General features: G+C 65.8%; 11 protein-coding genes. All 11 read left to right on the top strand.

The window, feature by feature from the left end:
- Window positions 1–17: 17 nt before the first annotated feature.
- Window positions 18–2513, top strand: a complete 2496-nt coding sequence (locus ACMI1Q_RS06475; RefSeq protein WP_419503183.1) for a YfhO family protein — start codon at window positions 18–20, stop codon at window positions 2511–2513.
- A 4-nt stretch (window positions 2514–2517) separates the two neighbouring features.
- A complete protein-coding gene (neuB, locus tag ACMI1Q_RS06470) occupies window positions 2518–3516 on the top strand; it encodes an N-acetylneuraminate synthase (RefSeq protein WP_419503182.1) in 999 nt (332 codons plus the stop codon).
- A gap of 18 nt (window positions 3517–3534) precedes the next feature.
- On the top strand, window positions 3535–4716 hold the full coding sequence (gene neuC, locus ACMI1Q_RS06465; protein ID WP_419503181.1) for a UDP-N-acetylglucosamine 2-epimerase: 1182 nt from the start codon (window positions 3535–3537) through the stop codon (window positions 4714–4716).
- A gap of 31 nt (window positions 4717–4747) precedes the next feature.
- A complete protein-coding gene (locus ACMI1Q_RS06460) occupies window positions 4748–5725 on the top strand; it encodes a Gfo/Idh/MocA family protein (RefSeq protein WP_419503180.1) in 978 nt (325 codons plus the stop codon).
- A 3-nt stretch (window positions 5726–5728) separates the two neighbouring features.
- Complete coding sequence (locus ACMI1Q_RS06455) at window positions 5729–6481, top strand: suppressor of fused domain protein (RefSeq protein ID WP_419503179.1); 753 nt, start codon at window positions 5729–5731, stop codon at window positions 6479–6481.
- A gap of 2 nt (window positions 6482–6483) precedes the next feature.
- Entirely contained in the window at window positions 6484–7416 is a 933-nt protein-coding gene (locus ACMI1Q_RS06450) for a Gfo/Idh/MocA family oxidoreductase (RefSeq protein ID WP_177522252.1), read from the top strand.
- Between the two features lie 36 nt (window positions 7417–7452).
- Window positions 7453–8226 carry an acylneuraminate cytidylyltransferase family protein gene (locus ACMI1Q_RS06445; RefSeq protein ID WP_394979452.1) on the top strand — a complete coding sequence of 258 codons (774 nt, stop codon included), beginning with the start codon at window positions 7453–7455 and terminating at the stop codon, window positions 8224–8226.
- Between the two features lie 54 nt (window positions 8227–8280).
- Entirely contained in the window at window positions 8281–10827 is a 2547-nt protein-coding gene (locus tag ACMI1Q_RS06440) for a YfhO family protein (RefSeq protein ID WP_419503178.1), read from the top strand.
- Window positions 10824–11594: a threonine/serine exporter family protein gene (locus ACMI1Q_RS06435; protein ID WP_177522015.1), complete on the top strand. Its 771-nt coding sequence runs from the start codon at window positions 10824–10826 to the stop codon at window positions 11592–11594. Before ACMI1Q_RS06440 ends, ACMI1Q_RS06435 begins: the two co-directional genes overlap by 4 nt.
- Window positions 11591–12040, top strand: a complete 450-nt coding sequence (locus ACMI1Q_RS06430) for a threonine/serine exporter family protein (RefSeq protein ID WP_177522016.1) — start codon at window positions 11591–11593, stop codon at window positions 12038–12040. The genes ACMI1Q_RS06435 and ACMI1Q_RS06430 overlap by 4 nt, the downstream gene beginning before the upstream one ends.
- A 164-nt stretch (window positions 12041–12204) precedes the next feature.
- A complete protein-coding gene (locus tag ACMI1Q_RS06425) occupies window positions 12205–12978 on the top strand; it encodes a hypothetical protein (protein WP_419503177.1) in 774 nt (257 codons plus the stop codon).
- Window positions 12979–13130 lie beyond the last annotated feature (152 nt).

The following is a 13130-nucleotide window of genomic DNA, read 5'->3' as shown; positions in this document are numbered from 1 at the left end:
GCCGCGAGAGGTTTGGAATGGAACGAGCAAAACGCTTTTTACAGGGCCGCCGGGGCCGTCTTTTCATGGCGGCGGGGGGCATGGCGCTCATCGTCTGCGCCGTCTATGCCGCCTGCGGCTTCTGGCCCTTCGGGCCGAACTCGGTGATGACCGGGGACCTGAACAGTCAGTATATTCCCTTCTACGCCCATTTCTATGACGCGGTGCGCGAAGGCGGCAGCCTTTTCTACGCCGACGACCTGGGCCTGGGCGGCGGAGCCTTCGCCCTCTTCGCCTACTATTTCGCCAGCCCCTTCGCCTGGCTCTATCTTATCGTCGCGCCGGAATTCTACGGCCAGCTGTGCTGCATCGTCTACGCGGCCAAGGTCATTCTGGCGGCGGCGGCCTTCTGCTTTTACCTTGAGCGGCGCTGGGGCGGCGAAAACGGAAAAGCCCTCTGGCTGCCCCTGTGCTGGTGCTACGGCCTGATGGGCTACGCGGTGGCCTATGCCCAGAACGTCCTCTGGCTGGACGCAGTGCTTTTGCTGCCGCTGGTCTGCGCCGGCATCGACCGTCTGCTGGCGGGCAAAGGGGCCGTGGGCTTCTGTCTGGCGCTGGCCGCGGCTATCCTCACGAACTTCTACATGGGGTATATGCTGTGCATATTCTCCGTTTTGTATTTCGCCGCCGGCCTTGCGGCGGGCTCGCCCCGCCCCGGCGGAAAGGCGGCGCTTTCGGCCTTTGGCCGCTTCGCGGCGGCGGGGGTCACGGCGGCGGCGCTGGCCGGTGTGGTGCTGCTGCCCGCGGTGACCGAGATATTGCAGGTCAAGAGCACCGGCCTCGACCTCTCCGGCGGCGGGCAGTTTTCGCCGCTGGAACTCATCCAAAAGTTCTTCACCGGAAACTTCGTCTGGGCGGACGTGCAGAACGGCCTGCCCCCGGTCTACTGCGGCATGCTGGGCCTCGGGGCGGCGCTGCTCTATTTCTTCTCCGCCCGCCTCCGGCAGGAAAAGCTGGTCTATGGGCTGTTCGCCGCCCTGCTGCTGGTCAGCCTCTGGTGGAGGCCGCTGGACCTTGCGTGGCACGGCTTTGCCGCCCCCAACTGGTTCCCCTATCGGGAGAGTTTCCTGCTGGTGTTCCTGCTGCTCACCCTGGGCGCGGGGGCCCTCACCGGGCCGCTGAGCCTGAAAAGGGGCCTTGCCGCCGGGGCGCTGGCGGCGGCGCTGGGGGTGCTGGTCTATTTCTTCCGCGCCGAGACCTACGGCCGGCGGCGCTGGCTGCTGGCCTGCTGCCTGCTGGCGGCAGGCATCGGCCTCGTTTGGCTGTGGGGCCGCCTCAAAGGCGGCAAAAAACGGTTGGCCGCCCTGGCCCTGGCCGCCCTCATCGCCGGGGAGCTGGCGCTGAACGGGTACTGGGCGCTGCGCCTCTTTGAAGCCTACCCAGTGGCGGATTACGCTGGCTTTGTGCGGGCCGGGCGGGCCACCGTGCAGGCGGTGAAAAAAGAGAACACCGAAGACTTCCGGGTGGAAAAGACCTCCTTCCGCACCCTCAACGACCCCATGCTGCTGGGCTACGACGGCTTGACCCATTTCAGCAGCGTGCAGGACGGGGCCTCCTCCATTCTGCTGATGGCCCTGGGCTACCGCAACTACGGCTCCAGCTACGGCTATCTTTCCGGCAGCACCGCCGCCGCCGACAGCCTTCTGTCGGTGGGGTGGTTCCTGGCGCAGGAAGGGGATGCGGTGCCCACCCACTTTGAAGCGACGGATGTCGCCGCCCCCTGGCAGGTGTACCAAAACCCCAATGCCCTGCCCCGGGCGCTCTGGTCGCCCTCGGACGCGGCGGCCTTCAAACTGGCCGACGGCCTCGACGCCTTTGAGGCGGCCGAGACCCTTTACACCGCCCTGCTGGGCGAAGAAACGGCCTTGTTCGCCCCGGTGGAGAGCGCCGGGAGCGGCGCGGAATTCGACCTGACGATGCCTGAAGGCGGCATCCTCTACGCCATCTTTTCCGGCGCGGGGGCGGACGTGCCCCTGGCGGTGAACGGGGAAGAGAAGGGGGCTGTCCTTTCCATCGACCGTTCGGCGGATGCCGCGGTGGACCTGGGCCGCTTTGAGGCGGGCCAGACCGTAAAGGTGACCTTGGGCGCGGCGGTGGACTGTGCACGCTTCGCGGTGCTGGACGAAGAAGCCCTGGCCGCCGCCTGTGAGGAACTGCGCTCGGCCGCGCCCGCGGTGACAAGCTGGGCGGACGGAGCCATCGAACTGGAAACCAGCGCACAGACGGAGGGCCTTGCGGTGCTCACGGTGCCCTACGACGACAACTGGCGGGCCGAAGTGGACGGCGCGCGGGCTGAAATTCAGAGGGCGGCGGGAGCGCTGATGGCGGTGGAACTGTCCGCGGGCAGCCACACCCTCACGCTCACCTACACCCAGCCGGGCGCGGCGGCGGGCCTTGGCCTGACGCTGGCGGGGGCTCTGGGCCTCGCGGCGCTGGCATTCTGGCAGAAGAAAACAAACGGTAAGGAGCGATAACAATATGCAGGACGTTCTCATCATTGCCGAGGCGGGCGTCAACCACAACGGCAGCCTGGAGATGGCAAAGCAGATGGCGCTGGCGGCCAAAAACGCCGGGGCGGACGTGGTGAAATACCAGACCGCCGTGCCGGAGCTGGTGGTGTCGAAATTCGCCCCCAAGGCCGAGTATCAGAAGGCCCAGACGGGGGACGGCGAGAGCCAGCTGGAGATGATCCGCCGGCTGCACTTTGACTTTGAGGGCCACCGCCAGCTCAAGGAGTACTGCGATTCCATCGGCATCCAGTACCTTTCGGCGGCCTTCGACCTGCCCAGCGTGGAGTTCTTGAAGGAGCTGGACCTGCCCTTCTTCAAAATTCCCAGCGGCGAGATCACCAACCTGCCCTATCTTGAGGCGGTGGCGGCGGCCCAAAAGCCGGTGGTGCTCTCCACCGGCATGAGCACCCTGCCGGAAATCGAGGACGCGCTCTCCGTTCTGGAGGACGGCGGCTGCCCCGGGGTGACGCTGCTCCACTGCAATACCGAGTATCCCACCCCCTATGAGGACGCGAACCTGCTGGCCATGCTGGAACTGGCGGACCAGTTCGGCGTGCCGGTGGGCCTTTCGGACCACACCCCCGGCTGGGAGTGCGACGTGGCCGCGGCGGCCCTGGGCGCGGTGGTCATCGAAAAGCACTTCACGCTGGACAAGACCCTCCCCGGCCCCGACCACAAGGCCAGCCTGGACGTGCCCGAGCTCACCGCCATGATCAAAGCGGTGCGCCACACCCAGGCCGCCCTCGGCACCGGCCGCAAGGCGGTGACCGCCAGCGAAGCCAAGAACAAGCCCATCGCCCGCAAGAGCATCGTGGCCGCCAAGGCCATCAAAAAGGGCGAAGTTTTCACCGCCGAAAACCTCACCACCAAGCGCCCGGGCGACGGCGTTTCCCCCATGCGCTGGCACGAGGTGCTGGGATGTGCGGCAAAGCGGGACTTTGCCGAGGACGAGCCCATCGAACTGTAACAAAAGGAGGAGAGGGCCATGGAACAGCCTCTCATCGCCGTTGTCACCGGCACCCGGGCGGAGTACGGCCTGCTGCGCCCCGTTTTGCAAAAGCTGGCCGCCCGGCCGGACGCGAAGCTGGCCCTGCTGGTCACCGGCGCGCATCTGTCCCGGCGGCACGGGGCCACGGTGAGCGAGATAGAAGCGGACGGCATGCCCATCGCGGCGCGCATCCCCATTCTCTTTGAGGAGGACGAGGGGCCCCTTTCCACCGCGCGGGCGGTGGAAAGAGCCATCCGGGGCTTTTCGGAGTGGTTCGCTGAAAACAGACCCGCCTGCTGCCTTGTGCTGGGCGACCGCTATGAGATACTGGCCGCCGCCGAGGCCGCGGCCTTTGCCGGCGTGCCGGTGGCCCACATCAGCGGCGGCGACGTGACCCTGGGGGCCCAGGACGACTGGTACCGCCACTGCCTGACGAAGATAGCCCACCTGCACTTCCCCAGCTGCGAGGAGTCCGCCGCCCGGGTCATCCGCATGGGCGAAGCGCCCGCCACCGTGTTCAACGTGGGGGGGCTGGGGGACGAGAACATCCGACAGCTGGAAAAGCTGGACCCCGCCGCTTTGAGCGAGAGCGAGGGCTTTGACCTGACGCGGCCCTTCGGCCTTGTAACCTTCCATCCCCAGACGGCGGGCGGCGTGGACGTGACCGCCCAGATGCGCGCTCTGCTGGACGCGATGGACGAACTTACCCGCACCGAGGGCCTTGTGTGGCTGGTGACCAAGTCCAACGCGGACGCGGGCGGCCTTGCCATCAACGCCATGTGGGACGAATGGGGCGAACAGCACCCGGACACGGCGGCGGTGCGCGCAAGCCTTGGGGTCAAGCGGTATCTCTCCGCCATGGCCGCCGCGGCGCTGGTGCTGGGCAATTCCTCCAGCGGCGTGGTGGAGACCCCCACCTTCGGGGTGCCCGCGGTGAACGTGGGCGGGCGGCAGGAGGGCCGCCCCCTGTGCGAAAACGTGATCTGCTGCCCGGCGGAAAAAGAGGCCGTCGTCGCGGCGGTGCGCAAGGCTGTGAGCCCGGAGTTCGCCGCCGTTGCAAAGGGCGCGAAAAGCCCCTATAATGGGGGAGACACCAGCGGCAAGATCGTGGACATCCTGCTGGAACAGGTGCGCCGGCCCGGTTTCGGCGCGCCGAAAGTGTTTTACGACGGCCGGTAAGGCCGCAAACAATACGAACGAGGTGGAACCTATGGAACTTCTCATCGTGGGCCTGGGCAGCATGGGCAAGCGCCGCGCCCGGCTTTTGAAGGGCATCGACAAAAACATCGCTCTCTTTGGGGTGGACACCAGCCCCTCCCGGCGCCAGGAGGCGGCGGCTCTCGGGGTGGAAGGCTTCGAGAGCATCGACGCGGCGCTGGCGGCGAAAAAATTCGACGGCGCGCTGGTGTGCACCGCGCCCCTCTCCCACGCGGCCATCATCCGGCAGCTGCTGGAAGCGGGCCTGCCGGTGTTCACCGAGCTGAATCTGGTCAGCGACGGCTACGCCGAGAACATGGCGCTGGCAAAGGAAAAGGGCGTGCCCCTGTTCCTTTCTTCCACCATGCTCTACCGGGGCGAGACCCAGTACATCAAGAGCCGGGTGGACGCTTTTGAGAAGCCGGTGAACTACATCTACCACATCGGCCAGTACCTGCCCGACTGGCACCCCTGGGAGAACTACAAGAACTTCTTCGTGGGCGACGCGCGCACCGGCGGCGTGCGGGAGATTTTCGGCATCGACCTGCCCTGGCTGCTGGACACCTTCGGCCCGGTGAAGAGCCTGCACGCGGAAAAGGACAAGCTCAGCGAGCTGGAAATTTCCTACCCGGACAGCGTCTTTGTGACCCTGCGCCACGAGAACGGCACCAAGGGCATGCTGGCGGTGGACGTGGTGAGCCCCAAGGCGGTGCGCAACTTCGAGTGCTTCGGCGAAGGGCTGCACCTCTTCTGGGAGGGCAACCCCAAGAGCCTTTACGACTTCGACCACGCCAGCGGCGAGAAGAAGGCGGTGAACACCTACGCCAGCGTGGAGCACGACTCCCGTTACAGCGACAACATCGTGGAAAACGCCTACGTGGACGAGCTGCAGAACTTCCTCGGCGTGCTGGCGGGCAGGGAAGAAGCCCGTTACAGCTTCGAAAAGGACCTGGAGACCATCCGGCTGATCGAGGCCATCGAGGAGGCGTGAGACATGGGATTTCTGGACGGGCTGCTGGGCAGTCCCAAACGGGACACGCTGCCCAGCGGCGTGACGGTGCGCCACTTCCGCACCGCCTACAAGGACCGGCTGCTGGCCCATTTTGACGCGGCGTTTCCCGGCCGCGAGACCCTTCTCTGGGACGACGAGACCACCGGCATCGAGCTGGCGGTGATGAAGCCCACCGAGGCCGAGCCCTTTTATGTGGCCTACACCATCGGCATGAGCGCCGAGCCCATGAACCTGGACGACATGCCCAAAAACCGCCAGTACGAGTGGCTGCGCTGGGCGGAGCTGGTGATGTTCCTGCCCGGGGACTGGCCGGTGGACGAGAGCCGCTGGCCCGAGCACCTGAACGACCCGGAGGACAAGCCCGCCGCCTGGCCCCTGCGCCTGTTGCGGCTGCTGGCCCAGCTGCCCCGCAAGGGCAACACCTGGCTGGGGGCGGGGCACTCCATCCCCAACGGCGCGCCGCCTCACCCCTATGCGGAGGGCTGCCCCTTCACCGGGGCGGTGCTGTTTTTGCCCGGCGAAAAGAACGGCCCCAAACCCCTGGACGCGGTGAAGCTGGGCGCGGGGCGGCGGCTGATGCTCTACATCGTGGTGCCGGTGCACCCGGAAGAGATGCAGTTCAAGCTGGACCACGGCGCCGAGGCGCTGGAGGAAAAGCTGCGGGCCCTGCCCGGCGGGGCGGGCTTCATGGTGGATGACCGCCGCCCGTCTGTGGCGAAAAGCGAGGAGGCATAAACATGGAAGTATTGTTCGTGGGCCTTGGGTCCATCGGCACCCGCCATCTGCGCAACCTCTTTGAGGTGGCAAAGGAAAAGGGCATCGATGTGCAGGCGGACGCCCTGCGCTCCTCCATGCGGCCGCTGGCCGGGGATGTGGAGGGCCTTCTGCGGGCCCAGTACGTCAGCTACGACCAGCTGGGGCATTACGACGCGGCCTTCATCACCAACCCCACCCACCTGCACGCCCACACCCTGGCGGAGCTGGCGGGCAAGGTGGACTGCTTTTTCATCGAAAAGCCCATCTTTGAGGGCACCGGCTACGACCTGGCGCAGCTGGGCCTCGGGCCGGACCAGAAGGCCTATGTGGCCGCGCCCATGCGCTGGTGCGGCACCTTTCTGGCCCTCAAGGAGCGCATGCCGGACCTCAAGCCCTATTCGGTGCGGGTCATCTGCTCCTCCTACCTGCCGGACTGGCGGCCCGGGGTGGACTACCGCACCGTCTACTCCGCCCACAAGGAGATGGGCGGCGGCGTGACCATCGACCTCATCCACGAGTGGGACTATCTGGTGGACCTGTTCGGCGCGCCGCTGGAGGCCTATAACTTCAAGGGCACCTACTCCCATCTGGAAATAGACTCGGACGACCTGTCGGTCTACATCGCCCGCTACCCCAGCCTGTTGGCGGAGGTGCATCTGGACTACTTCGGCCGCACCTACCGGCGCACCATCGAGCTGTTCTGCAAGGAGGGCACCGTCACCGCCGACTTCGGCGCGGGCACCCTCACGCTGGAAAACGGCGAGGTCATCCACTGCGAGGAGCCGGTGAACCAGCGCTATCTGCGGGAGATGGCCTACTTCCTCGACTACGCCTGCAAGGGCGAAGGCGAGAGCATCAACAGCCCCGCCATGGCTCAGAAGGTGCTGGGCCTGACGCTGGGCGAAACCATGTGAGAGCCGCCCCAAACGACGGCGAAAAGGAGACGCATCATGAAAAAACTGCTCATCACCATCTGCGGGCGGGCCGGCAGCAAGGGCTTCAAGAACAAGAACCTCAAGACCTTCTGCGGCCGTCCGCTGGTCTATTACAGCCTTGCGGCGGCGGGCCTGTTCCAGGCAAGCCGCCCCGACGTGCAGGTGGACATCTGCCTCAACACCGACAGCGAAGCCCTGGCAAAGCTGGTGGCGGAACAGTACCCCGAAGTGGTCTATCTGCCCCGCTGCGAGGAGCTGGGCGGCGACCGGGTGCCCAAGATGGCCGTCATTCAGGACAGCCTTGCCCGCATGGAGGAGAAAAACGGCGCCTACGACTATGTGATGGACCTGGACATCACCAGCCCCCTGCGCACGGCCCAGGACATCAAAAACGCCTTTGAGCTGGCGGAGAGCCGGGAGGACCTGGACCTGGTGTTCAGCGTCACCGAGAGCCGCCGCAACCCCTACTTCAACATGGTGCGCCGCTGCGGCGATCACGTGGAGAAGGGCATCGAGAACGCCCCGGGCACCCCGGCCTTCACCGCCCGGCAGATGGCCCCGGAATTCTACGACGTGAACGCCAGCATCTATGTTTACCGCCGGGCCTTTTTGGCGGGCAACACCACCGGCATTCTGTGGGACGGCAAGATCGGCGCCAGCCTGATGATGGACACCGGCATCCTGGACATCGACAGCGAAGAGGACTTCAAGCTGATGGAGGTCATCGGCGCGCACCTTTACGCCACGCTGGAGCCCTTCGCCCAGGTGCAGGCGGCCATCCGCGGCTGAAAAAAACATCGCATCCAAAACCCGGCAAACCAACAAGGGAAAGTATAAAAAGGCATGATAAAAACGCGAGATCCTTTCACCGGCGCGCAGCGCCGCAACGTGGCGTTGAGCTTCGGGCTCGGCGCCGCGCTGGTGCTGTGCATCTATTTTGTACTGGGCTTCTGGCCCTTCGGTGACGGCACCATGCTCACCGGCGACCTCAACGGTCTGTACGTGGCCTACCTCACCGACCTGAAGCACCGCCTGACGGAGGGCGGCTTCTTTTACAGCTTTTCAAAACTCTGCGGCGGCAGCACCCTGGGGCTGTTCGCCTACTATATGGCCAGCCCCTTCAATCTGCTGATTTTGCTGGCCCCCACCCGCATGATCCCCCAGATGGTGCAGCTGATGTTCCTTCTGCGCACCGCCTGCACCGGCGCGGCCTTCTGCTTCTTTGTGCAAAAGCACTATGACAGCGCCAGCCCCCTGCTGCCCGTTCTGAGCCAGGGCTACGCCCTGTGCGCCTATTGCGTGGTCTACAGCCAGAACATCATCTGGATGGACGTGGTGATGCTGGCGCCGCTGGTGCTGTGGGCGCTGGAACAGCTGGTGGACAGCGGCCGCCACTGGCCGCTGTTCTGGCTGGTGCTGGCCTGCATCCTGCTGAACTTCTACACCGCCTGGGAGGTGTGCCTGTTCAGCGTGCTCTACTTCTTCTGGTACTGGGCCGCCAGCCCCCGCCTTGCCGGGCGCAGCCGCCGGCTGCTGGGCCGCCGCTTTGGCGCCTTCGCGGCCACGGGCGTGCTGGCGGCGGGGCTTGCCATGGCCCTCTTGTACCCGGCGCTGGTGGAGATCGAGGAATCCAAGGGCGCTTTGTTCGGCATGGACTTCACCCTCGGGACCAACTTCTCCCTGCCGCAGCTTCTGTATCAGTTCTTCTTCGGCAACTTCTTCTGGGAGGACGTGACGAACGGCCTGCCCAACATCTACTGCGGCGTGTTCTGCGCCGTGCTGGCGGTGCTGTTCTTCCTCTCGGGCAAGGTGTCCCGGCGGGAAAAGCTGGCAAGCGCCGGGATGCTGGCGGCGCTGATGCTCAGCTTCTGGGTGAACGGCGTCGACCTGGTCTGGCACGGCTTCAAGGAGCCGGTGTGGTTCCCTTACCGTTACAGCTTTTTGTTCAGCCTCTTCCTCCTTCTGCTGGCGGCGCGGGCGCTGCTGGACGCCCGGCCCCGGCTCTGGGCGCTGGGCGCGGCCGCGGCGCTGGGCGCGGTGTGGCTGGCGGGCTATCATGCCTCGGCCGGCGAGACCTTCTCGGTGCTCAAGCTGGCCGCCTGCGCCGGGGTCTGGTACGGCACGCTGGCCTGCCTGTGGCTGCTGGGCACAAAAAGGACCGGAGCGCTGCTGGGCGCGGCGGGGCTCTGTGTGCTCGTCTGCGGCGACATGACCGCGAACAGCACGCTGGCCCTGCGCAAGTTCGAGACCTACACCAAAAGCGGCTTTGAGAGCTTTTACGACGAGAACACCGCCGTGGTGGACGCCCTGCGCGCGCGGGACGACGGGTATTACCGCATCGAAAAGAACTTCATGCGCACCCTGAACGACCCCATGCTGCTGGACTACTGGGGCATCAGCCACTACTCATCCACCAAGGCCAGCACCGCAAAGCCCATGCTGGAGCAGCTGGGCTATGTGAACTACACCATCTACGGCTGGGGCTCTACCGCCGTGGCGGACAGTCTTCTGGGCATCAAGTACGTCTACTCCGACGGCAGCCGCCCGCTGCCCGCCGGCTATCAGCCGCTGGAGACGGGCACCACCCTGACGGCGGCGGAAAACCCCTGGGCGCTGCCCTTGGCCTGGGCCGGCGGCGACGAGGCGCTGGCGGTGGATGTGGAGGCGAGCTCCAACACCTTCCGGCTGCAAAACGAGATGCTCTCGGCGCTGGTGCCCGGCAAGCCGGACGCCCTGCTGGCCGCGGAGGATGTGGAATTTGACGAGGAGGCCAGCGGCATCGGCCTGTGGTTCACCGCGCCGGTGAGCGGGCCCTGCTATCTGGCCGTGCCGGACACCGGCAACCTGCTGCCCGCCGACGTGAAGGTGGACGGCGAACTGCTGGGCGAATACTTCCAGGGAGACTCCCTGGGCGGCGTGTTCCCCCTGGGCAGCTTTGAGGCGGGCCAGCGGGTGTATTTTGAACTGGGCGTGGAGGACACGCCCGAATACCGGGACAAAATTCAGATCTACAGCCTGGACACCGATGTGCTCACCGAGGCGGCCGGCGCCCTGAAAGCGGGCGCGGCCACCGGGCTCTCCATCCGGGAGGGCGGCGCCATCGACCTTGTGGTCGAGGGCGGCGAGGGGCGCGAGCTTCTGGTGCTGCCCTTCGCCTATGAGGACGGCGGCCGCTGGACCGCCGTGCGTAACGGCGAGGAAGTGCCGGTGGAGCAGGTCTTTGAGGGCATGATGGGCGTGAAGCTGGAAGAGGGCGAAAACGTCATTCAGCTGCGCTACCATCATCCGGGCGCTGCGGCGGGCGCGGCGGTGAGCGCCGTGTCGGCGGCGGCAGCCATCGTGTGGTTCGCGGCGGAAAAGCGGCGCGGCAAGGGAGGAAAAGACGCATGAACGAACCCCAGAGGGTGCTGGAGCTGGTCACCGAAGCCGGTGAGCTGCTGCTCAAAAACGGCGCGGAGGTCAGCCGCACCCAGCAGACCATGGAGATCATGGCAAAGAGCCTTGGCGTGTCGGATTTCCACGGCTATGTGCTCACCAACGGCATCTTCACCAGTGTCGGCCCGGAGAACAACATGCCCGCCCAGGTGCGCAGCGTGCCCGCCAGCACGGTGCATCTGGGCCGGGTGGAGGCGGTGAACCAGCTGTCCCGGCGCATCGCCGCGGGCGAGGTGGGGCTGGACGAAGCCTACGCCGAGCTGGAGCGCATCCGAAAGATGCCCTGCGCCCCCGCGCTGGGCCAGGTGCTGGCCTGCGGCTTTGGCAGCGCCTGCTTTGCCATCCTGTTCGGCGGCGTTTGGCAGGACGGCGTGGTGGCCCTTGCGGTGGGCCTTGGCCTGCAGCTGGTGCTGCTGGGGCTGGACCGCTGGGGCGCGGGCAAGCTGTTCACCTGCTTTTTGGGCGCGGCGTTCGTCGCGCTGTTCACCCTGCTCATCTTTGCCACCGGCATCGGCGTCAACAGCGACAAAGCCATCATCGGCGCGCTGATGCCCTTGGTGCCGGGCATGGCGCTGACCCTGGGCATCCGGGACCTCATCGACTCGGACTTCCTCTCCGGCGTCATCCGCATGCTGAACGCGCTGCTCACCGCCGTCTGCATCGCTTTGGGCGCGGGCCTTGTGCTGGCCCTGGCAAATCTCATCGAGGGGGTGGCGCTGTGACCGGTCCGCTTCTGATCCAGCTGGCGGCGGCCTTCTGCGGCACCGTCTGCTTTGCGATTTTGTTCCACGTTCCGCCGCGGCATCTGTGGTGCTGCGGCATCTGCGGCATGGCCGGGTGGCTGGTCTACTGGCTGAGCATGCAGTATCAGCCGGACACGGTGGTGGCCAGCTTTCTGGCGGTCATCCCCATGGCCGTTTCCGCCCGGGCCTGCGCCATCCTGCGCAAGGCCCCGGTCACCCTGTTCCTTATCCCGGGCATCTTTCCGCTGGTGCCCGGCGCGGGCATCTACTACACCGCATACAGCTTCATCATGGGCGATTCGGCGGCGGCCGCCGCCAAGGGCGCGGAGACCCTGAAGATCGCCGTGGGCCTTGCGCTGGGCGTGGCGGTGGTGGTGGCCATCCCCCTGCGCTGGGGCGCGGGAGCCCGCAGCCGCCAGAAATAAACGACATAAGCCCGCCGGGAAGCAGCCGCTTCCCGGCGGGCTTTTTTTGTGCGCAATATTTTACAAGAACGATACGTCTTGCTGGGGACTTGTTGCCCCGGGCGGTGGGATACTTTTCCTGCGGCGAAGCGCCGCAAAACAGGATAAAAGGAGAGTAGAACACCATGAAGATGAAACTTGCCGCCCTGGCGGCCTCGTTCGTTTTGGCGGCGGCGCTCGCCGCCTGCGGGGGCAGCCCCTCGTCCGCCCCGGCCCAAAGCCTGCCGACCCAGCCGTCGTCCGCCGCGCCGGAAAGCGCCGCCTCCGGCAGCGAAGCAGGCCCCGCCCCGGAGCCCTCCGCTGCGGGCGAAACAGAGATCAAGGGCACGGGCGAGAGCATTTCGGGCTACAAAAGCTTCACCATCCACTACGAGGACGACACCGAAAGCGCCATCCAGCGGGGCGTGGAGGGCCTGACCTACACCCTGGATGGGGTGCAGGTGTTCGATTCCATCAAAGACGCCGGGGTGGACATGTACGGCTGCACGGTGGACAGTGAGGACATCCTCGGCCTGCCCTTTGTGCTGGTGGAACTGAAAGCGGACTACACCGCACCCGCCGGCGGGGAAGGGGAGGTCATCGCGGACGCGAACGACCTGACCCCCATGATCCAAATGGACCGGCTGGAAGAGGGCAGCGAGCCCGCCTTCCCCGTGCTGGGCTATTTCAGCCTGCGCCCCAAGGAGGGCGACGCCAAGCTGGACAGCCAGCATCAGGCTTTCTGCTACATCATCAAGGACGGCGAGAGCGTCACTTTCCAGCTGGGCGTCTTCTGCGACCGGACGCTCCTGGACGCGAAGGACCTGTATCTTGAGGTGAACGCCGTGCCCGCTCCCCCGGACGGAGGCACCGTCAGCGGCGACACCGTCAAGCGGATGTTCGACCTGCTGGGGGAATGAGTAAAAAAAGCTGCAGCTCAAGTGCTTTTGAGCTGCACTTGTCAAGCAAAAGTAGACACAGAAAAGCAATTTAGAGGAAGCCCCGTTCAGACCTGTACTGAACGGGGCTTTTATAGCCCAAAGCGGCGGCAGGTCGATCATGATTGAAGAAG

It is taken from the genome of Candidatus Allofournierella excrementavium (assembly GCF_048526665.1).
GTDB classification, from domain to species: domain Bacteria; phylum Bacillota; class Clostridia; order Oscillospirales; family Ruminococcaceae; genus Allofournierella_A; species Allofournierella_A excrementavium.
This window is presented reverse-complemented; position numbering and strand designations above follow the sequence as displayed.

Excerpts from the sequence above, each read along its gene's own strand:
- ACMI1Q_RS06475 (WP_419503183.1), top strand. The coding sequence starts at position 18 with ATGGAACGAGCAAAACGCTTTTTACAGGGCCGCCGGGGCCGTCTTTTC.
- neuB (WP_419503182.1), top strand. The coding sequence starts at position 2,518 with ATGCAGGACGTTCTCATCATTGCCGAGGCGGGCGTCAACCACAACGGC.
- neuC (WP_419503181.1), top strand. The coding sequence starts at position 3,535 with ATGGAACAGCCTCTCATCGCCGTTGTCACCGGCACCCGGGCGGAGTAC.
- ACMI1Q_RS06460 (WP_419503180.1), top strand. The coding sequence starts at position 4,748 with ATGGAACTTCTCATCGTGGGCCTGGGCAGCATGGGCAAGCGCCGCGCC.
- ACMI1Q_RS06455 (WP_419503179.1), top strand. The coding sequence starts at position 5,729 with ATGGGATTTCTGGACGGGCTGCTGGGCAGTCCCAAACGGGACACGCTG.
- ACMI1Q_RS06450 (WP_177522252.1), top strand. The coding sequence starts at position 6,484 with ATGGAAGTATTGTTCGTGGGCCTTGGGTCCATCGGCACCCGCCATCTG.
- ACMI1Q_RS06445 (WP_394979452.1), top strand. The coding sequence starts at position 7,453 with ATGAAAAAACTGCTCATCACCATCTGCGGGCGGGCCGGCAGCAAGGGC.
- ACMI1Q_RS06440 (WP_419503178.1), top strand. The coding sequence starts at position 8,281 with ATGATAAAAACGCGAGATCCTTTCACCGGCGCGCAGCGCCGCAACGTG.
- ACMI1Q_RS06435 (WP_177522015.1), top strand. The coding sequence starts at position 10,824 with ATGAACGAACCCCAGAGGGTGCTGGAGCTGGTCACCGAAGCCGGTGAG.
- ACMI1Q_RS06425 (WP_419503177.1), top strand. The coding sequence starts at position 12,205 with ATGAAGATGAAACTTGCCGCCCTGGCGGCCTCGTTCGTTTTGGCGGCG.